The sequence below is a fragment of the Pantoea sp. SORGH_AS_0659 genome (genome assembly GCF_031453915.1).
Taxonomy (GTDB): Bacteria; Pseudomonadota; Gammaproteobacteria; order Enterobacterales; family Enterobacteriaceae; genus Pantoea; species Pantoea leporis.
This window is the reverse complement of the sequence record NZ_JAVJAK010000003.1, coordinates 1-20,918: the sequence shown is the minus strand read 5'-3', so window position 1 is coordinate 20,918 and position 20,918 is coordinate 1. Positions and strand designations below refer to the sequence as shown.

Annotated in this window: 17 protein-coding genes and 1 pseudogene; 7 read left to right on the top strand and 11 right to left on the bottom strand. The window is 51.2% G+C overall.

Features of this window, described 5'->3' with window-relative positions; all coding sequences use genetic code 11:
• Positions 1-424 precede the first annotated feature (424 nt).
• Positions 425-709 (top strand): hypothetical protein, encoded by a 285-nt coding sequence (locus tag Q3H59_RS21220; RefSeq protein ID WP_309837075.1) that lies wholly within the window; start codon positions 425-427, stop codon positions 707-709.
• A 64-nt stretch (positions 710-773) separates the two neighbouring features.
• Positions 774-1,025, top strand: a complete 252-nt coding sequence (locus Q3H59_RS21215) for a biofilm development regulator YmgB/AriR family protein (protein ID WP_137387092.1) — start codon at positions 774-776, stop codon at positions 1,023-1,025.
• 114 nt (positions 1,026-1,139) lie between these two features.
• Here Q3H59_RS21215 and Q3H59_RS21210 read toward each other — a convergent pair whose 3' ends face one another.
• From Q3H59_RS21210 to Q3H59_RS21190, 5 genes are all read right to left on the bottom strand, one after another.
• Complete coding sequence (locus tag Q3H59_RS21210; RefSeq protein WP_101761240.1) at positions 1,140-1,424, bottom strand: biofilm development regulator YmgB/AriR family protein; 285 nt, start codon at positions 1,422-1,424, stop codon at positions 1,140-1,142.
• Positions 1,425-1,673: 249 nt separating this feature from the next.
• Positions 1,674-1,916: a regulatory protein YcgZ gene (gene ycgZ / locus Q3H59_RS21205; RefSeq protein ID WP_101761241.1), complete on the bottom strand. Its 243-nt coding sequence runs from the start codon at positions 1,914-1,916 to the stop codon at positions 1,674-1,676.
• Positions 1,917-2,256: 340 nt separating this feature from the next.
• Positions 2,257-2,526, bottom strand: coding sequence for a hypothetical protein (locus Q3H59_RS21200; protein ID WP_309837070.1), 270 nt, complete (start codon positions 2,524-2,526; stop codon positions 2,257-2,259).
• 426 nt (positions 2,527-2,952) lie between these two features.
• Entirely contained in the window at positions 2,953-3,213 is a 261-nt protein-coding gene (locus tag Q3H59_RS21195; protein ID WP_192235272.1) for a hypothetical protein, read from the bottom strand.
• Positions 3,214-3,848: 635 nt separating this feature from the next.
• The gene (locus Q3H59_RS21190) at positions 3,849-4,466 is read right to left on the bottom strand and encodes a dTMP kinase (protein WP_309837066.1); all 618 of its coding nucleotides are present in this window, start codon (positions 4,464-4,466) and stop codon (positions 3,849-3,851) included.
• A gap of 537 nt (positions 4,467-5,003) precedes the next feature.
• Here Q3H59_RS21190 and Q3H59_RS21185 point away from each other — a divergent pair.
• Complete coding sequence (locus Q3H59_RS21185; protein ID WP_192414571.1) at positions 5,004-5,510, top strand: ATP-binding protein; 507 nt, start codon at positions 5,004-5,006, stop codon at positions 5,508-5,510.
• 257 nt (positions 5,511-5,767) lie between these two features.
• On the opposite strand, the gene Q3H59_RS21180 is transcribed toward Q3H59_RS21185, so the two are convergent.
• Positions 5,768-6,097, bottom strand: coding sequence for an NIPSNAP family protein (locus tag Q3H59_RS21180; RefSeq protein WP_192414568.1), 330 nt, complete (start codon positions 6,095-6,097; stop codon positions 5,768-5,770).
• 514 nt (positions 6,098-6,611) lie between these two features.
• Complete coding sequence (cspA, locus tag Q3H59_RS21175; protein WP_007885867.1) at positions 6,612-6,824, bottom strand: RNA chaperone/antiterminator CspA; 213 nt, start codon at positions 6,822-6,824, stop codon at positions 6,612-6,614.
• Positions 6,825-7,274: 450 nt separating this feature from the next.
• Between cspA and pagP the strand changes: the two genes are divergently transcribed.
• Together pagP and Q3H59_RS21165 are read left to right on the top strand one after the other, a co-directional pair.
• A complete protein-coding gene (gene pagP, locus Q3H59_RS21170; RefSeq protein ID WP_370579606.1) occupies positions 7,275-7,832 on the top strand; it encodes a lipid IV(A) palmitoyltransferase PagP in 558 nt (185 codons plus the stop codon).
• A complete protein-coding gene (locus Q3H59_RS21165) occupies positions 7,822-9,339 on the top strand; it encodes an alpha/beta hydrolase (RefSeq protein ID WP_309837053.1) in 1,518 nt (505 codons plus the stop codon). Before pagP ends, Q3H59_RS21165 begins: the two co-directional genes overlap by 11 nt.
• On the opposite strand, the pseudogene Q3H59_RS21160 reads toward Q3H59_RS21165, so the two are convergent.
• From Q3H59_RS21160 to Q3H59_RS21150, 3 genes and pseudogenes are all read right to left on the bottom strand, one after another.
• Positions 9,326-10,292, bottom strand: a pseudogene (locus tag Q3H59_RS21160) (acyltransferase). The gene Q3H59_RS21165 and the pseudogene Q3H59_RS21160 overlap by 14 nt on opposite strands.
• Positions 10,289-13,351, bottom strand: a complete 3,063-nt coding sequence (locus Q3H59_RS21155; RefSeq protein ID WP_309837052.1) for an efflux RND transporter permease subunit — start codon at positions 13,349-13,351, stop codon at positions 10,289-10,291. The pseudogene Q3H59_RS21160 and the gene Q3H59_RS21155 overlap by 4 nt, the downstream one beginning before the upstream one ends.
• Positions 13,351-14,346, bottom strand: coding sequence for an efflux RND transporter periplasmic adaptor subunit (locus Q3H59_RS21150; RefSeq protein WP_245250666.1), 996 nt, complete (start codon positions 14,344-14,346; stop codon positions 13,351-13,353). Before Q3H59_RS21150 ends, Q3H59_RS21155 begins: the two co-directional genes overlap by 1 nt.
• A gap of 851 nt (positions 14,347-15,197) precedes the next feature.
• On the opposite strand from Q3H59_RS21150, the gene Q3H59_RS21145 reads away from it, so the two are divergent.
• Positions 15,198-17,885: a cation-transporting P-type ATPase gene (locus tag Q3H59_RS21145; RefSeq protein WP_110867122.1), complete on the top strand. Its 2,688-nt coding sequence runs from the start codon at positions 15,198-15,200 to the stop codon at positions 17,883-17,885.
• A gap of 125 nt (positions 17,886-18,010) precedes the next feature.
• Positions 18,011-19,051 (top strand): AI-2E family transporter, encoded by a 1,041-nt coding sequence (locus Q3H59_RS21140; protein WP_277975206.1) that lies wholly within the window; start codon positions 18,011-18,013, stop codon positions 19,049-19,051.
• A 336-nt stretch (positions 19,052-19,387) separates the two neighbouring features.
• Here Q3H59_RS21140 and Q3H59_RS21135 read toward each other — a convergent pair.
• A partial coding sequence (locus Q3H59_RS21135; protein ID WP_309837046.1) for an efflux RND transporter permease subunit occupies positions 19,388-20,918 on the bottom strand: 1,531 nt, incomplete at its 5' end.

The window sequence follows — 20,918 nt, the reverse complement described above, 5'->3', positions numbered from 1 at the left end:
ATAAAGATGCAATTTAAATGACTGTAATAGGAGCTAAAATAAAAAAAATATAACCCGTGCATTTTTTTTAATCTCCTATAAATTGACCCAGCGGTACTCTCCGCACGTAACGAATGATGCTTTGCATCGCCTCTGAAAGCGTTAGAGATTTCCACTTTCAGAGGTCATTTTTTTCCTGCCATAAAAGTCCATTCCTTTTTACTTGCCCTGTCTCATATTAAATATTCATCAATTCACGCCAATAAAGCTGTACAACATTGCGATCATTGTATAAGTTTACTCCATGACGATCTGATTAAAATATGAACACGTGAGGTTTCCTTGCAGCAGAACCCGGGTAGATGCCATTCAGTAAATGATATTGCAGCGTTTTTCAGCCGCAACTCTCTCTCTTCTCAACACTAAATGTTGAACAGAGAGTGATATGAAAAATCACCATGAACAAAAGTTGAGTGATCTTCTCATCGGCGAGGCGGTAATAGCATTGCTGCGCGAAAAGGCCGGCATCTCGCGACGTGCGCTCCTCTCGAAGCTTGAATGCATGCTGAAAGCCGAAAAGGATGAAGAACGCGCGCGCGCAATACTTCTCGCTATGCAGGATGTGAAGAAAGAAATCGCCGAGAGTGAATCCCTTAAAGTTGGAGACCGGAAGCACATGGCAAATTTTGATATAGATAAATTCGGTAATGACGACTCAACCCGACATTAACGCCGGCTAAGGGCTTAAGTGCGTGGGAGAGAGACAAAAATGCGCAACTCAGTAAGGATATTTTATGCAGCAGAATACTATCGAGTCAGACCTGCAGAGTTATTTACACAGCACCGGTGACCAATATGCAGAGGAAAAAGAAGTCATTGGTATCATCGTAAAGTCATTGATCGCAGAGAGAGGAAGAGTGACGAACAAGGCCATCATTATGAGTCTGATAGCGGAGCTGGAGAGTGCGACAGATATCGAGCAACTCGATGTGCTGCGCAACTGCCTTGAAATCGTTGTAGGCCGTACGCCTAATGATGAAGACTAAAGAAACCAATCTATTCTATACGCCTACCAGCGGGGAGAGTTGTGTTAATTCCCCCGCTTTTCTGACCGCTACATCCATATTAAAACACTGATCCTCATTTCCCTGAGACTTTACTCACCAGTAGAAAAATGCCCAACGCTCTTCTTCACCCGGAGTAAAGCCCACCACCATTTTTAACGCGTTGAGTAACGCGTCAAGTTGCAGCGGGTCAGTGGTGTTTTCAATTTCCGAGATGAAGTACAAAATAATGGCGCTATTGGAGACACTCTTACCCTGACTCTCTAGCGTCTGTATGGCGGAGTCAATCAGTGTCTTCTCCGCAGAAAGGTTGTCACCTGCGTTTTGGAGATAGTCAGTAATGTCTATTTCGCGGGACGTTTGCTGTGCGCTTTGTTGCATTTTCTCTCCTTGTGATCAGATATTTCTGCGGCAACGTTTGAAAGATGTTTACGCTATTGCGTTGGGTGTTGGCTAAACAAACCCATGCTTTCTGGGCTATTTACCCAGTTAAAAGTCATTCAAAACTAAATTTAGCGCATATTTCTGTTATGGCACGCCTTTCATGGATAAAAATCCATTAATGAGCGGTTCAAAGCCTGAATTCCTTCGACGGGATCGTGACTGGCGTATCTCGCCAACAGATAAAAGTTAGCGATCGAACAGCATGCCGATCAATGTCTGATAGTGGCGTTCTTCTTCTTGAGTGGCAGCGACTTCAAGACGTCTTAACAGTTTAGTGCAGATAGCCTTACGATTAAGGTTCTTGCCTGCCCGAAGGATTTCGACAACAATTTGACCTAGCGTTTCTTGCTGAGTTGGCGCGCTTGCTTTGCTAAAATAGTGTGCAATATCGCTGGCTGTATCGGGAAATTTAGAAACACTCTGACGCATGCGAACCTCGTAAAAGTTGGGATAGTCGATTCTGTCTGAACATAAAGTTAGACAATCTTTTAAAACTTGTACAGGATTAATTTATCTGTACAGATTTTCTTTTTAAGCAAAAGATGCTTATCCTTTTTATTCAGGTGGTTATGTTTGGTTGTGAGATCAGCTATCAGTTCTGGTTGTTGAAGATAAGGGTAAATTTGTACAAAGAGAGAGGAGGCGATTAACTGGAAGAGGGGGGTAATGAAAGGTTCAGGGAATGAAGTCTGTTTAACTCACTTACTTATCGACATAATGCGGAGCGCCCTGAGGCGCATCCTTAACCTGAATCAACGTTAGTCACCCATTAACGATCATTGTTGATAGGGCGTAAATGTCTGGATGCTGAAAGCCAACGTAGCTCTTCGCGGTTTCGTGGGGAGGTTTCGACAAAGGCTTTTAGCCAGCGTCTGGCGTCGGCTATCTGAGCAAGTCTATTGTCGCTGGCATCGCCTTCGGCCATGGTGCCCAACTCAATGATGAGGGAGTGAATGTTGATTTCCTTCTGATTCACAGCAAGATTAATCACTGCCTCGCCAATAATGATATGGCCTTGTTCTTCGTCATGAAATAACACTGCGTTTCCTCCAATATTTTCGATTACCGTAAGAATAGTGTAGTAACAAACGTCCTTAAGGTCTTTAAGATTGTTTAGAGATTTCGGTTTATCAAATTATGCATGTTAATGTTGCTGCTCAACTTGCTGATAATTATCTTAAATTATGCCAGATGTAAACGCATTGTTTGATGATAAAGAAAAGTCTCAAATTTCGAGGGAAAATAATGAAATCGTTTTCAAGACAAAACTTGCCTCAATTAACGAAGATTTTGATACGTAATTTGGGAATGGGAAATGAATATTGCCAAATGACCGGTGGGGATTAATTAAGGAAGGGTAGAGTGTCGTCCCTGACATTTTCTCCAGCCGGTACACGTTAAACGCGACCGTTGAGGTCATCTTCGTCGTCGTCTTCCGGCCAGAGCCGGACTACGTCCTTAGGCGTCAGTTCGTTTCGTCGTTCAAGCCTGCAAGCGTTTGCAGGTATGGCACGTTATGGACAGCGCGATCGGGCTCTTCGAAACTCTTCAGCCATTTTGTGGCTTCAGAAATATCAGACAACCTTGCCTTGCTGCCGCCTGCATTTGCCATATGTTCCAGTTCGTCAATCAGTGATTGTACGCTGACAACTCTCTGTCCCAAGGCAATACTCAGTGCCGCTTCGCCAATAATGACGTAGCCTTTCCCGTCGTGTTGAAAAGACATTAACCATCCTCCATTTTCACGTTTATGACAACCTCGACTTAAACTGTAGGCGCTGTTACGGATTTAGCTAAAGGTTAATTCCTAAAAGTCATGAAATCTAAGATTTATATATTTTCTAAGTGACTATTCACTGCCGTTATCAGGTGCTAATGCAGGGTGATATTATGTGCAATTTTGCATGAAAGAGGTTTAATTTTAATGGTGTTAAGCGCTTCTCAATGATGGATATTAACTCGCTGAAATAATGGGAAGGCACTACAAAAAGGGCTGATATATTTAATTCTAAAGTAATCCGTGAACAGCTGTATAAATATGAAAGCGCAAGGATGCAACAAAACCCTTTGCAGGTAACAATATTTTTTTCGTTACATTTACGGATAGCCAGCTTATTACGCGGAAATTGGCGGACACCAGCTGCATATTATGCACCGCGCTGTTATATCTGGAGCCCCACCCAGCCATAGCGTATCCACAAGACGTGCGTCTATAGAACTTTCAGGGATTACACGATGTACAGTTGGCCCGAGTAGCAACTGATAACCATAGACGGATGTGTTCAGTGTGCAGTCAGAGTGATGTGTTTCCACTAATAGGTTTAACCGAATGCGGCAGAAAAAGGGTCTCAGAACTGATGCCTAAAGGGCATTCAGCAGTTTGTAGATCTCATTTACAACCTGCATGGCTGCGTGTTCGATCATCCCTTCATTACGACATAAAACCCAGCCGTGTTCAGCAACGACTCGCTCGAACGACTGAGTACAAGCGACATGATCTTCCAGCTTATGCATCACCGTACTACTTAACCCGCGCGTTCTGGCCGCGGCCCTTGCCCATGAAATTTCAGGCGCAGTAACAACCCCGACATGCAGATCTGGCGCTTGCACGTTTCGATCAATGTTTAACTGTAAAATCTCAGCAAATGGAACCATCCGGCGAAACGCGGCATCAGACGGGTACCAGCGATCCATCAAAATGATGCTGTCCGGTGGCTGTTTAGTCAGCACATGTTGGGAAATCCATGCACGGCTATCAGCAAAGCGCGCACAAACTTCCCACTCTAAATCCATGGAGGGATTTCTGGCCAGCCTGTTCACCATAGCCATTGTTTCTCTCCTGAAGGGATCGCTTTTTTTCTCGCAAAGCCGGATTACCTTGATGTTATCAGCCCTGAGTTCTTTCGTGATGGCTTCCAACAGCGTGGTTTTACCCACCCCTTTGGGCCCGTCCAGAGATACAAACAGCGGACGGCTCATAGTCGAAATGACGGGTGATGTAGCGTTTGTGTGAAATTCAAATCGGGCAAAAGCATCCTATTTCCTTCTTATTAACCGGTGTCCACTTTCTACGTCCGTTGAAGCTGTCTGGCGCGTCAGCGTGAACTAAATGAAAGGCTCTCATAACAGACACTGATGGACATTGTGGCAATGGCTTTAAGTTACGAGTCTCATTTTCTGATGGTAAATTCATTTTAGGTCAATGCCCATATGTTGCGATCTACACGATGGAGTTTAGGGGATCCGATTAGCAAAAGGAAAACTTCTCTCAGTACGCTTGTTATTTAAGCAGAGAGGCGTTAATGGGCAGCTTTGGGCGAGCAGCGGACGTTTAAAAGTAAAAAGTTAAAAAAAAGCTGATTTTTATGTTGTCGCCTGTTAGCCTGGAAAAATGCAGCAACCGGCTCAGTACAATCTTACCCACTCATTATCATCACTTCCAATTTTTAGGTGGGATTACGTTCGCCATTTCCCGCCAGTAAAGTGGGCCTTAACGAACAAACCATTGAGGTAAATATGGACTTCGATACAGTGGCAACTTCAGCAAAACCAACCCTGCATCTTTTATGCGGAAAAATTGCATCAGGCAAATCCACATTATCTGCAAAATTAGGTACTTTACCTGGCTCCGTAATTGTTAGTGAGGACAACTGGCTGGCTGCGATCTATGAAAATGAAATGCAATCATTGGCGGATTATATTCATTGTTCTTCAAAGCTCAAAAGGGCTATGAAGCCCCACCTGGTGGCACTACTCAAAGCGGGTTTATCCGTTGTTCTGGACTTTCCGGCAAACACACGGACACAGCGTGAATGGATGATGAGTATTATTGAGGAGTCAGGTGCTGATAATCGTCTGCATTATTTGAACGTATCTGATGAAGTCTGCAGAGCCCGGTTACACGCCCGTAACGCAGAAGGTACGCACGACTTTGCAGCTACAGATCAACAGTTCAATACCATTACGAGTTATTTCTCAGAACCTACAGTTGACGAAGGGTTTGAAATTATCGAATACCTCTAAATGCGTTATCCGCACTTAAGCCACCATTGAGTAGTTTTATTGTTTTCCGAAAAGTGATGGCACTGATGATGCCTTAATACAGACAGCCTCCGCTTCTGGCCAAAGTGGACAGCTTTTAAAGCTGTCCGGCATGAGTGATGCGAGGTATCTCATAACTAATACCTGGTGACATCTTATAGTTTCCACGCTTCATCATCCAAAGCGACAAGGTAATTTATATCAACAATGCATGTAATGTCCCTTTTATCACCTTGTTTTTAATTACTTCTAAGCCCATCAATTGCCATAGTCGGTAGTATCAATACCGATTTTAAGCTGGTTTGAATTCGTTCGATGATTGCTTCTCGAGGGCCATTTATCCATTCATCACTCATATAAAATTTTTCCTGAGACGCTTTCATATGTTCAATATCATCAAATGCCCGAATCAGAAAGTAAGAATCCTCATCATGAATCGAGTTGCCAAATGCAATGATGTCGATACCCGCTCCACGATGGAGAGGAGCACTTATTTCAACCATGATTGTATGGAATTCTCGTCCAGTGCCTGGCTTCAGAATGTACTGCAATAACTCGACTGCTCTCATTAATTTCATTCCCTTGGTTTACGTTAGATACCTGGATTAGCGGTAACTTCCTGGCTACGCACATAATCAAATCGTACTAAATATAACCATCAAAGCTACGCTTAAAAAGATTTTTATAAACAAGCAATTCTAACATCGTTGTTTTACAGCTCTTCGCTTGTGGATAAGGCAAAAAAAACCTACCTCATTTTTTCTTAGATTCAAAACCGTAATCTTCTATGCAGAGTTGGGCTTGAGCTGTGCGCCAGATACTGGCTAATGCCACATTCGATTTGAGTAAAGCCGCACAACCACAGACGTACATTACCTGCATTGCAGCTTTAACGACTGGAAGGCGCTGCTACTACGTAAATTCCGCTGGCGAGCATTTTAATCACTACGCAAACCTTAGTCACACCAAATTTCAGGCAATAAAAAACCCGCACGAGGCGGGTTTTTTTATTATCAGCGGTGCTTATCTGCTCAGACTATTGTCTTCATCGCTATTGTAAGCGCTGCTGATAATGAGCGCGGCTTACAGCGGAGTAACGTTGCCCGCTGCTGGGCCTTTGGCGCCATTTTCAATGGTGAAGGAAACTTGCTGACCTTCATCAAGAGTTTTGTAGTTGTCGCTCTGGATAGCAGAGAAATGGACGAAAACATCCTTGCTGCCATCGTTAGGAGTGATAAAGCCAAAACCTTTATCAGAGTTAAACCATTTTACTAAACCAGTCATTTTGTTAGACATAGATAATTCCTTAATTGATGAGCCACTTGTAGCGGCGAAAATTGGCCTGAAGTGAAAGATTTACTTATTGGGCACTTAGGAGGAGGCTCTCGAAGAAGGATATCTAGGGATAACACTTGAACTGAGGACTGCTTTACTAAAACTGCTTTCATAAGGTCTGTGTTCCAAACCGATGACGCATTAAGACATAGCGATAATAATTTAGCAACGAATATGTTTATTTATTTTAACCATTTAAAGACCTGGACGGCTGAACGGCCGGTTACGCTTCATCTTTGGCTGCGCTTTGCCGCGCCCATTATTACCAGGTGGTTTGTTATCTGCGTGGTGATGCTACTTATAGCAATAACAAGCAACTATAATCTTACCGGTTAAGTGACTTGATCTGCTTTATAAGCACGTCAGCTTTTCCACTCCTTTTCGCGGCGGTGAATTTTAGAGGCATACATGATGCGAACTCTTCAGGCGGCCTGGTTGCTTACTCTGTCCCTGTTTGTCTGTCCCGCCTCGGCGGCCAACACGATCAGCGATGGCTGGGAATGGCTCAAGCAGGACGTTTCACAAACCTGGCAGGAACCGCAGTATTACGATCTCTATCTGCCTTTCATCAGCTGGCATGCCCGTTTTGCTTACGATAAAGATAAAACCGATAACTACAATGAAACGCCATGGGGCGGCGGGTTGGGCGTCTCGCGCATCAATGAAGACGGTAACTGGAGCGCGCTCTACGCGATGGCGTTTAAAGATTCCCATAACGAATGGCAGCCGATCATTGGTTATGGCTGGGAGAAAGGCTGGTATCTGGATCAATCGCGTGATTTTCGTCTCGGACTTGGGCTAACCGCCGGTATCACCGCGCGCGATGACTTCGCCAATTACGTGCCGCTGCCTATCGTGCTGCCGCTGTTCTCCGCTGGTTATAAACGTTTCAACGTGCAGTTCACCTATATTCCCGGCACTTACAATAACGGTAACGTGCTGTTTGCCTGGGTACGCTATGCCTTCTGATTCCGCCAACGCGTTGCACAAAGACCGCATCAGCAAAGTCCTCAAGCGCATTGCTTTAGGTTTGCTGGTTTTGCTGGTGATGTTCCTGGTGGTCCGTGGTTATCAATCCGAACAGGGACCGCCGCTGCATCGCTGGCATACGTGGTCGGCGGATGAAATGTCGGTGGATGAGATCGATCGCGCCAGCTTCGCGGATTATCTGACGCGCGAAGCAGCGATTTTCCACGACATGAAAGTTAACGTGACCGACCAGCTCAGTGACGATGAGAAAACGGCGCTCAACCGCTTTAACGCGCAAAGCCCGGTTTATCCGGCGCGATTCGACACCGACTGGAATCGCTCATATATCCTCGAGCCAGAAGGAAAAGCGAAAGGTGCGGTGGTGCTGCTGCATGGATTAACCGATTCGCCGTACAGCATGCGCTATCTGGCGCAGGCGTATCAGCAGAAGGGTTTTGTGGCGGTGGTGCCGCGGCTGCCGGGACACGGCACGGCGCCCGGTTCACTCACCAGGGTTGACTGGCAAATGTGGATGGCGGCAACCCGCTTAGCGGTGCGCGAAGCGACACGCCTGGCGGGCAGCAACGTACCTTTGCATCTGGTTGGATACTCGAACGGCGGCGCGCTGGCGGTGAAATACAGCCTCGATACGTTGCAAAATAACGCGCTGCGCAAGCCGCAACAGCTGGTATTGCTGTCGCCGATGATTGGCGTCACCGCCTATGCGCGGTTTGCTGGCTTAGCCGGCTGGCCCGCCATCATCCCCGGCTTCGCCAAAGCGGCGTGGCTGAGCATCATCCCCGAATACAATCCTTTCAAGTACAACTCGTTCCCGGTGCGCGCGGCGCGGCAATCGTGGCTGCTGACTCAGGCGATGCAGGATCAGCTGCTGCATGTGATTCGCGGCAGCAGCATGCCGGCGTTTCCTCCGGTGCTGACCTTCCAGTCAGTGCTGGATTCCACCGTCAGCACCCGCGCGGTGGTCAATGCGTTCTATCGCTATCTGCCGGATAACGGCAGTGAACTGGTGATGTTCGACGTCAACCAGGCGGCGAACTTGCGCGCGCTGTTCAGGCCCGCGCTCTACTCAGCGGTCAATAATTTGTTGCCGCCTGCGCCGCGCCGCTATGCCTCAACGGTCATCACCAACGCGTCACCGACCACCTATCAAACCGTGGCGCGCATTACAGCGGCAGATCAAACGCAAGAGATCGTGCGTTCGATGCATGAAGCCTGGCCGCAGGATACCTATTCGTTGTCGCACATTGCCGTGCCGTTCCCACTCAGCGACTCGCTGTATGGCCGCGAGCCAACGGAAAAGAATCGTTATGGCATTAGCTTTGGCACCATCTCGCTGCGCGGTGAAACCGCCAGCCTGATCGTTGGGCTGGATACGCTGATGCGCAACACCTCCAATCCGTTTTTCGATTACATGATGTTGCAAATCAAGGGGCGCATTGACTGCAGCAGTCAGAGCAATCTGCCGGCCTGCATCAAAGGGTTATGACTTTTTTCAGCCAGCCGCTGGCGAGGATCACTCTGGAGAGCAGCACCGAAGCGGCAAAGGTCACGGCAATCAGCGTCAGCTTAGTCGCCAGCGAGGTGATGGGAATCAGCGCGGTGAGCAGATGGAAAACCGAGTAGTGAAGAATATAGACGCCGGTCATGGTTTTGCTGATGGTCGCCAGAATGGTCTCTTTAACCGCCACATTGCGGCGAAAGCGCACCTGACTGGCGGCAATCACCAGCACCACCACCAGCAGATAAATTTGCGAGCCAGTGAGAATAAAGGCGTTGCGATCGGCTTTGAATAGCGCAAAGAAGAAGTGCTGCTCATAAAACCAGGTAAACAGGTAGATAAAGGGCAGGGCGATTACCGCGCCGCGCGCCACTTTTTTGCGCTCCATCCAGTCATTAATCAGCGGATCGCACAGCAGTTGGCCGGTTAAATAAAACAGCAGCCAGGTCCAGAGCCGATACTGCGGTTCAAGCCGGAACAGCGGGTCGTCCGGATGCAGCACCGCCAGCAAATCGTAGCCATATGAGAACGCCAGCAACGCAAACACCAGCGCAACGAACGCGCGTCCGGTGCTGGCTAAGCCAGATCATCAGCGGGTGAAAGCTGTAGATGATAATGAACGAGAAGATGAACCATGGCTGGATCAGGTAGCCGCGCTGATAGGGTTCCCACAGGTAATAGACCGTCATCCAGAACAGAAACACGATCACCAGATTGCGAATCTTGCCTATCTGCCAGTTAACATCCTGCTCGGAACGGGCATCCATTATCCCGGCGACGACAAAAAACAGCGGCGTGGCGATGGTGGAGATAAAGGTCAGAAACGCCAGAATCCAGTGATAATCGTAATCGTAGCGATCCCAGGTGTTGTACACGGTGAAAAATGTCACCGCCGTCATACATCCCAGCGTTTTAATCACGTTGAGGCCGGTCACATTCATGATGCGCTAGCCACCGTTTGGCGATGGAAGCAGGCGTAAATCACCGGCAGCACCAGCAGCGTCAGCACCGTGGCAAAGCCCAGACCAAACATAATCACCACCGCCATGCTCTGGAAGAACACATCGCGCAATAGCGGCGCCAGCCCGAGCACGGTGGTGAAGGCGGTCAGCAGAATAGGGCGCAGACGCGAGGTGGCGGCGTAGATGATCGCGTCAGCCTGCGGCTTTACTAGCTTCTGCTGTTCAATCTCTTCGACCAGCACGATGCCATTGCGAATCAACATACCGCTCAGACTCAGCAGGCCGATTAACGCCATAAAGCCAAACGGAATTCCGGTGATCAAAAAGCCCGGCGTCACGCCAATCAGCGCCAGCGGCACCGTCAGCCAAATGGCGACGGCGTTTTTCAGCGAGCTAAACATCAGCACGGTGATCACAAACATCACCAGATAACCCAGCGGCAGCGAGGTAAACACGCCTTGCTGCGCTTCACTGGAGCTCTCCGCATCGCCGCCCCACTCAATGCTGTAGCCGTGCGGCAGCGAGATTTGCTCAATCAGCGGCTTCACGCGCGCCACAATATCGCCGGACGTAGCGTTGCTGAGCGGATTCGGGTCAGCCTGCACTGTGAGTACGCGGCTGCGATCGCGGCGCAGAATCAGCGGATCTTCCCATTGCAGCGTAAAACCGCTCACCACGTTGCTGAGCGGGATGTACTGCTGCTGGCTTTGGCTCCACACCAGCACGTTATTGAGATGATTGGCGTCCTGCCGTTCGCTGGCCGGTGGCCGCACGATAACCGGCAGCAGGTCAGCGCCTTCACGATACAGCCCAACGCGGCTGCCGGTGAAATTCATCTCCAGCGCGTTATCCACCTCCTGCTTATCGACGCCAAGCTCGCGACCCAGCGCCAGATTAAACTGCGGGCGAATAACTTTGCTGCGGTTTTGCCAGTCGTTGCGCACGCTGTCGGTGGCGGGATCGGCGGTGAGGATGTCGCCGACCTGGCTGGCGATCAGGCGCATTCTGTCGGGATCGGGACCTTTGATACGCACCTCAATTGCGCTACCGCCCGAAGGACCAAACATCACCCGTTTGGTGCTGGCATTGACCTGCGGATACTGGCGAGCGATGTAGGCATCAATACGGTGTGATAGCGCGCCGATATTACGCTGATCGTCCATGCGCACCATGATTTGCGCATAATTGCTGTACTGACGCTGCCCGTTATAAGTGAGGATAAAGCGCATGCTGCCCTGGCCAATGGTGGTGACGGTAGAAACTACGCCTTGCTGCCCGGTAATCGATTTTTCAATGTCGCTGGCCATCTGCTCGGTGGCGTTGATATCGGTGCCGTACGGCAGCCAGAGATCGACGAAGAAGATCGGCGTATTGGCTGAAGGGAAGAAGTTTTGTCGCACCGATCCAAAGCCCCAAATCGCCAGCGCCAGCAGCACCGCCATCAGCGAAAGCGTGAGGGTTTTTTGCCTGAGCAACACCAGCAACATGCGCTGATAAAAGCGATAAAAACCGCCGTCATAAGGTGAAACTTCAGCCGCAGCTTTAGTAGGTTCCTGTGTTTTAAACAGCCACCATTTGATCAGCACCGGCGTGATGGTAAGCGCCGAGAACCAGCTTAGCAGCAGGGAAATCAGCAATACCTGGAACAGCGATTTGCAGTACTCGCCGGTGGAATCCTGCGAAAGACCAATCGGCGCAAACGCCAGAATGGCGATAATCGTCGCGCCCAGCAGCGGGAAGGCGGTGCGGCGAATCACAAAGTTGATGGTGGTCATCAGCGGCGAGTTTTGCTGACGCGCGATTAACACACCTTCGACAATCACAATCGCATTATCCACCAGCATGCTCAGCGCAATAATCAGCGCGCCCAGCGAAATGCGCTGCAACTCAATGCCGCATAGATACATGATCAGCAGCGTGCCCAGCACATTGAGCGCCAGCGACAACGCGATGATAATGCCGCTGCGCACACCCATAAAGATCAGCAGCACGCCGACGACAATCGCCAGCGCCATCAGGAAGTTGGTAATAAAGCCATTCACCGAGTGCGCCACTTCGGCGGCCTGATCGTAAAACACGTTGATCTGAATACCCGCCGGTTTTTCTGCCGACATCTGCTGCAGTTTGGCCTCCAGCGCGCGCCCGACATCAATGACATTCACACCAGGAATAACCGAAATTCCCATGGTGACCGCCGGACGTCCGCTGGCGCGGTAAATGCTGGAGGGCGATTCACTCAGCCCGCGCGACAGCGAGGCGATATCGCGCAATCGGGTGGTGGCGCGATCGCCCGGCGGGCTGACCAGCAAGTCGCCCAACTCCTCGATGTTCTGAAACTCGCCGGTTGGATGCAGACGGATCGATTCCGTGCCGGCTTTGATGTCGCCCGCATTGGAGACCACGTTGAGTCGACTTAGCACGCTGGCGAGCTGCGGCAGCGTAATGCCGCGCGCGGCCATCATCGTTAAGGAGACATCGATATTAATTTGCTGTGGGATCACGCCGCCCAGCGCCACCTTGCCAACGCCCGGCACCAGCACCAGCTCACGCCGTAGCTGCTCCGCGTACTGCACCAGCTCCGGGTTGCTGAAGTTGTTGCCAGAAATAGCGAGGAAGAAACCAAACACATCGCCAAAATCATCGTTAACGAACGGCGCGGCCACGCCAGGAGGAAAGAAACGCGCCGCATCGCCGACTCTGCGCCGCAGTTCATCCCAGATTTGCGGCAACGCGTTGGAGTGATAACGCGAGTCAATGTTGACGGTAATCTGCGACAGGCCGTTGGAAGAGATGGAGCTGACATTGTCCAGATAGGGCAACTGCTGCAGCGCATTCTCCAGTGGCAAGGTGACTTCCTCTTCCACCTGCTGGGCAGACGCGCCGGGATAGTGGGTGACAACCACCGCGGTCTTAATGGTAAAAGCCGGATCTTCGAGACGGCCAATATTGAGCAGAGCAAAAATGCCGCCGACGCCCAGTAACAGAATCGCCAGCCAGACGCGGACCGGATTATCGATAAACTGCCGGGAGATATCCATTACAGCCCTCGCTCACGCGTCCAGATGCGTACCGGTTGCTGAGCATGCAGCTCGTTGACGCCAGCGGCGACCACGCGTTCACCGGCGTGCAGCCCGGCGGTGATCACCACGCCGCGATCGGTCACTTCACCCACGCTGACTTTGCGATCTTCTAACGTCAACTGATCGCCGCTGCCTTGCACCACCCAAACATGCGGCTCGTTGCGCTGGCTGTTATCGGGATTGAATACCGCCTCCACCGGCACCACTAACGATTCGCGATTCACATTGGCGGGCAGATTGGCGAGGTTAATCGTCACCGTGCCACTGACGCCGCCCACCGCCGGGAAATCGGCCGGGCGCGGCATAGTTAAAATAATCTGCCACGTCAGCGAGTTGCTGTTACTGCTGCCGGTGTGCTCTTTGTACTCGGCCTGGAATTCGCGATCCGGCAATGAGTTGATGCGCACCACCGGGCGATAGGTCAGGTTGCGCATATCCAGCGCGGTAAACAGGTTTTCCGGCACGCTGAACACCACGTCGAGCAGATCGTTGCGGGTCAAGGTAGCGATGGTTTGTCCGGCGGCGACTACCTGATGATTGCGCACGTTAACCACGGCGGCCACGCCGCTGAACGGCGCGGTTAGCGTCATCTGGCTCAACTCTTCACGGGCAATTTGCAGCGCGGCATTGGCCGCATCGCGGTTGGCGCGCTGCACGTCCATGTCTGCCTGCGAAATCGCCTGGCGGCCGGAGAGCGTCTGGAAGCGGGCAAATTGCCGCTGTGCAAGCGTGGCGGCGGTCTGGCGCTCATTAACGCGCTGCTGCGCTTCCCGCGCCGTAAGCCTGGCGATGAGCTGGCCCTGCTCGATACGGTTGCCCTGGCGAATATCCAGCGATTCAATCTGTCCTGCACGTTTGAACGACAAATCGGTGGAATCGCCGGATTCAATGCGCGCCGGGAAGATACGTTGCTGAGATTCGCCGGACGCCACAACTTCAACGACTTTCACCATGCGTGGCGGTGGCGTGACTTCCTGTGTTTTTTGATCGCAACCCGTTGTTAAAAATATAACAATGGCAGCCAGCGTAATATAACGAGTCACTGTTTTATCCTCAGCAACAACGAATCCATTGTTGGCAATAATGTGAGTGGATAATTTAATTACCAAGCATAGAGACAACCGCGTAGGTGAATAGTCCTACGGCGGAGCAGGTAACGATCGCAATGACAACATAAAGACTCAGTCGGAGCAGGCTATAACCATACATCGTTGCCTCCATTAACCATGACCACAGAAAAACTGCGCCATCGCCTTAAAAGGTGAGAAGTATTAACAGGATGTTTTTGTTATCGATGAGCATAGACGCAGATGTCAAAAAAAGTAAAGCCTGATAGCTTGTAATATTTTTGATGAAATTAACCAGATTTAAATCCATTAAAAATGATTTTTCTGGATATTCAATCCGTAATATCGATATAAAATATCAGTGTAAAGTAACCTGGATATTGGCTTTAAATTACCCAGCCTTATGAATTATCACACTATATTTTTATTATTCTCCGCGATCGGATAAGTCTGATGAGATAAATGATTTCCGCCTCGCGACTTTTATTGAGAAATGAATGCGTTGAATATCCCTGTGCTACGTTTATAGCGTTCATTTTACAAAATGCTTTCAATTTCGTATAGAAAATAGGGCTGCTCCATTGCCGCTGAGCAGCCATTAACTACATATTTTTCAATCTGAAACGGACCGCTTCTTCCACCGGATAAGTCAGGTCTGATCTTTTCGTTCAATGGCGACTTGTTAAATACGGGATATCACCGCCTTGATTTCCGAAATAGGATTTGAGGAGAAAGCGATGAATACTGCTAAACCGGAAAGTACCTATTATCAACTTTCTGTCGATGAAACGCTGGCCAGTACGCAAAGTTCCACCGAGGGAATCAGTAGTGCTGAAGCGGCGGCGCGCCTAACACAGTACGGGGAAAATGCCCTGCCACAGAAACCCGGCAAGCCGGTTTGGCTGCGATTTCTCGCTCACTTCAACGATGTGCTGATCTACGTTTTACTGGCCGCCGCGTTGCTGACTGCCGTCATGGGACACTGGGTTGATACGCTGGTGATTCTCGGCGTGGCGGTGGTGAATGCCCTGATTGGCCACATTCAGGAGAGCAACGCGGAAAAATCCCTGCAAAGTATCCGCAATATGCTCTCCAGCGAAACGGTGGTGATCCGTGCGGGTAATCACGAGACGCTGCCCACCACCGCGTTGGTGCCAGGTGATGTGGTGGTGATCCGCGCCGGCGACCGCATCCCGGCGGATCTGCGCGTTATTGAGGCGCACAACCTGCGCGTTGAAGAAGCGATTCTGACGGGCGAATCCACCGTGGTTGAGAAGGGCACGGACGCGCTCATCGGCGAGTTGCCGCTGGGCGATCGTACCAATCTGCTGTTCTCCGGCACCACCGTCAGTTCGGGCGGCGGCAAAGGGCTGGTGGTCGCTACCGGTGGCGCCACGGAACTTGGGCACATCAACCAGATGATGTCCGATATCGAAAAGCACCGCACGCCGCTGCTGGTGCAGATGGATAAACTCGGTAAAGCCATTTTCCTGATCATCCTGGCGATGATGGCCGCGCTGTTTGTCTTCAGTTTGCTGTTCCGCGATATGCCGGTTTCAGAGCTGATGCTGTCTCTGATTAGCCTTGCGGTGGCATCGGTTCCCGAAGGATTACCGGCGATTATCTCGATCATTCTGTCGCTTGGCGTACAAACCATGGCGAAGCAGCAGGCGATCATCCGCAAGCTGCCTACCGTGGAAACGCTGGGCGCGATGACGGTGATTTGCTCAGATAAAACCGGCACGCTGACCATGAATGAAATGACGGTGAAAGCGATTATCACCGCCGATCAGATTTACCGCGTTGATGGCGTGAGCTATGAACCGGTGGGCGCCATCCATAAAGCAGATGACGCTGTGCCGGTAAAAGTGGCGCAAGGCTCGATCCTCGAGCGCTATCTGCGCACCATCGATCTGTGTAACGACAGCCAGCTGATTAAAGACGAAAACGGACTGTGGAAAATCACCGGTGGCCCGACGGAAGGCGCACTTAAAGTGCTGGCCGCCAAAGGACATCTGCCTTCAGTCACCACCGAACTGCGCAATAAAATCCCCTTTGATTCGCAATACAAATACATGTCGACGCACTATCTGATTGGCGATGAAGAGTGCGTGCTGCTGACCGGCGCGCCGGACGTTCTGTTCAGACATTGTCAGCAGCAGCAAACAGAGGCCGGATTGCAGCCGATCGATCTGCCGTGGTGGGAAGCCAAAATTGAGGAGTATGCGCGCGAAGGATTACGCATGGTGGCGGCGGCCTGGAAACCGGCCACGCCAGGACAAACTGAGCTGACGCATCAGGATTTGCATCAGGGCATGATTTTGCTCGGCATCGCCGGGATGATGGATCCACCGCGACCGGAAGCCATCACCGCGATTGGCGACTGCCTGCAAGCCGGCATTCGCGTCAAAATGATCACCGGCGACCATCCGCAAACTGCGATGAGTATTGGGCAGATGCTGGGAATCGGTAACGCCAGCACCGCCATCACCGGACGCGAGCTGGAAGTGATGGATGACCAACAATTGAGTGAGGCGGCGCAGGCGTACGACATCTTTGCCCGTACCAGCCCGGAAGATAAATTCCGTCTGGTGCAGGCGCTGCAAAGCAAAAAAGAGGTGGTCGGGATGACCGGCGATGGCGTTAACGATGCGCCCGCGCTGAAGCAGGCGGATGTCGGTATCGCCATGGGGATTAAAGGCACCGAAGTAACTAAAGAAGCTGCCGATATGGTGCTGACGGACGATAACTTCGCCACCATCGCCAGCGCGGTGCGGGAAGGGCGCCGTGTCTATGACAACCTGAAAAAGACCATTTTGTTCATCATGCCGACCAACCTGGCGCAGGGCTTGCTGATCATCATTGCCTTGCTGGCCGGTAACCTCATTCCGCTGACCCCGGTGCTGATTCTGTGGATGAACATGGCGACTTCCGCCACGCTCTCCTTCGGCCTGGCGTTTGAAGCGGGTGAGCAAAATATCATGCGTCGTCCGCCGCGCGATCCCAAACTGCATGTGATGGATGGTTTCGCCATCTGGCGCGTGATTTTTGTCGGTTCGATGATCGCCATCAGCGCCTTCGTTCTGGAAGCCTGGCTGCAACCGCGCGGCTATTCACCGGAATTTATTCGTACCGTGTTATTACAAACGCTGGTAACGGCGCAGTGGTTTTATATGCTGAACTGTCGTGTTTCCGACGGCTTCTCATTGAGCAAAGGTTTGCTGATGAATAAAGGCATCTGGATCGTCAGCGGCGTGCTGTTAGTTCTGCAATTGCTGATTATCTACGCGCCCTTTATGCAGCTGCTGTTTGGTACCACCGCGCTACCGTTACGTTACTGGATTATTACCTTGATCATTGGCTTCGTAATGTTTTTAATTGTCGAAATCGAAAAGCCATTAACGCGGAGATTCAGAATCAATTAATAGCGCGTGACATTCAGGCCGGTTCTCTTACGGCCTGAATGTTTTTCGTCACTTGACCTCAAACAAGGCCCAGCGCACAGGTTTTTCTCTATAATACATTTTGTATAGGATGAAGGATCTTAATAATGGGGCTGAACGAGTTTCCTTTATGGTCAAGGCTTTTGCGCGTACTGATAATTCTCGCCACGTTGACCATAATTCTTACCGGTATCTATCTGGCATCGGCATTAATTAATCAGGTGATGCTGTCACTGTTTCTGGCGATTATGCTCGATCCGTTAATCAGTCGGCTCGAAAGAAAACGCGTGCCGCGTCTGCTGTCATCGCTGCTGGTGATTGTGCTGCTGTTACTGGTGATTGTGTTCACCATCATCAAACTCACCGTATTAACCCCCGATTTAATCCAGCTCAGCCGTCAGGCACCGCAGCTACTGGCCGAACGCTTCGAGCCGGTGACGCAGACGTTTAGTCATTTGGGCCTGGTTTTAACGCCCAACGACATGCTGGCGTTTGTTGATGCGGGTGCGGTGGTGCGCTTTGTCACGGGTTTTCTCACGCAAATACCCAGCATTCTTTCCTGGTGGCTGATGGTATTTCTGATGCTGTTTTTCATGCTGTATGAAATGAGAAATTTAAAAATCCTGCTACGTAAACAGGCCGAAGGGAAATATCAGCGCTATTACGTGGCGCTTGAAGAGGGCGTGCAAAGCGTTATCGTTTATGCTCAGGTTAAAACCCTGACCAGTATTGTCGGCGGCATTATTGTCTGGGCGGGTGCACATCTTCTTGGCTTGAAGTTCGCCTTTTTCTGGGGTGTGTTGATGTTTGTCTTCAACTATATTCCGGTGCTGGGTTCATTTATGGCGGCTATTCCGCCAGTGCTGCAAAGTTATATGCTGTACGATATCCAAACCGCATTGGTGGTCGCGCTGTTCTTTGTGGCGTTAAATTTAATCCTGAGTTCAGTCATTGAGCCGTTATTATTGGGTAAGCGGTTGAATATGGCGCTCACCACACAGCTGCTGGCGTTTCTTATCTGGCAATCCTTGTTGGGCATCATCGGCGCGATTCTGGCAATTCCGCTGACGTTTATGTTGAAAAAGATATTACTGGCGAGCGCTGGGAACGAAAAGCAGGGAGAGCATTTAACAAACCTGTCGCCATAAATGGCGATTCGCTTGTTATTTTCTCAATGGTGAGTGCGCAGGCCGGCCGGGGCTTCAGTGCGTGTAGTTGAAAACGGCTACATTGTGAGAGGCGCTGGCGCGTCTGCTGCGGCGAAAGGGCTATCCGCAGCGCTGAGGCTTTTACGTTGTGCCAGGAGCCTCACGCATGGATGCGTGAGGCAGTTCGGGGCCGGCCAGGACGGCCGATCCCCGAACGGTCCGTCGGCACAACGTGGAAGCCGAAGGCACCGCGCTAGCGGCGCGAGGACGGCCCGTGACGCAGCAGATGCGTCAGAGCCCACACGGATAATACGGACTCAAGGCAAAATTTCACGCTCAAGACTTTCTACCCCGATAAAAGGTTTGATACAGCACCGGCAACACCAGCAGCGTTAGCACCGTGGCGAATCCCAAACCGAAAATGATCACCACCGCCATGCTCTGGAAAAACACATCGCGCAGCAGCGGTAGCAGGCCGAGCACGGTGGTAAAGGCGGTGAGCAGAATCGGGCGCAGACGCGACGTTGCGGCATCAAGAATCGCTTGGTGTAACGGCTGATGCCGCGCCAGCTGGTGCGTTTCCTCAATCAGCACGATACCGTTACGAATCAACATGCCTGACAAACTCAGCAAACCAATCAACGCCATAAAGCCAAACGGAATGCCGGTAAGCAGGAAGCCGCAGGTGACGCCAATCAGCGCCAGCGGCACGGTAATCCAGATCGCCAGCGCATCGCGCAGCGAGTTAAACATCAGCACGGTAATCACAAACATCGCGAGGAAACCTAACGGCAGCGAGCCAAGCAGGCCGCTTTGGGCATCGCGCGAACTCTCCAACTCGCCACCCCATTCCAGATGATAGCCGGCGGGCAACTTCAGCTGATCGATGGCCGGCTGCACGCGCGCCACAATCTCTGCGGCGGTGCGGCCGCTGGCGGGATCGGGATCGGTTTGCACCGTCAAGACGCGCATGCGGTCGCGGCGCATTATCAGCGGATCTTCCCATTTCAATTGGAAATCGCTCACCAGATTGGCCAGCGGCACATAACGCTGCTGCGCCTGACTCCACACCTGAATATTGCCAAGATGGTCGATATTCTGCCGCTCCAGCTCGGAAGTCTGCAGCATGATCGGCATCAGCCGCGAGCCTTCGCGCAGCAAGCCGACGCTATCACCGCTGAAGTTGATACGCAGCGCGCGGTCTATATCGCGCTTGTCCACGCCCAGCTCCTGACCGCGCAGCGGCGAATACTGCGGACGAATCACTTTACTGCGCGCCTGCCAGTCATGACGCGGCGGAAACGCGCTGCCCTCGGCGAGGAAAATGTCGTCAATCTGGCTGGCAATCTGCCGCAGCGTAATGGGATCGGGGCCGGTAATCCGCAGCGCAATGGCGCTGTCGCTGGCACTGCCGAAATTGATGCGTTTGATGCGCTCCGTCACCTGTGGGAAGTGCTCGCCGATGTGCTGCTCGGTGTGCTGCGCCAGCATTTCCAGCTGCCTGGCGTCCTGCACGCGCACCATAATCTGCGCGTAATTACTGTACTGACGCGTTGCATCGTAGGTCAGCGTAAAGCGCATCGCGCCCTGACCAATGGTGGTCACGGTACTGCTGACGCCCGGCTGCTGGTTGATCCAGCCTTCAATCTCGCGCGCGGTTTGTGCGGTGTATTGGATGTCGGTGCCATACGGCAGCCACAGATCGGTGAAGAAAATCGGCGTATTGGAGGCGGGGAAGAAGTTCTGCTTCACGTAGCCGAAGCCATAGACCAAGGCGGCCAGGCACGCGGCCATCAGCACTAAAGTAGTGATGCGGAAGCGCAGCAGCGTGGTGAGTACGCGGCGATACAGGCGAAACACCACGCCC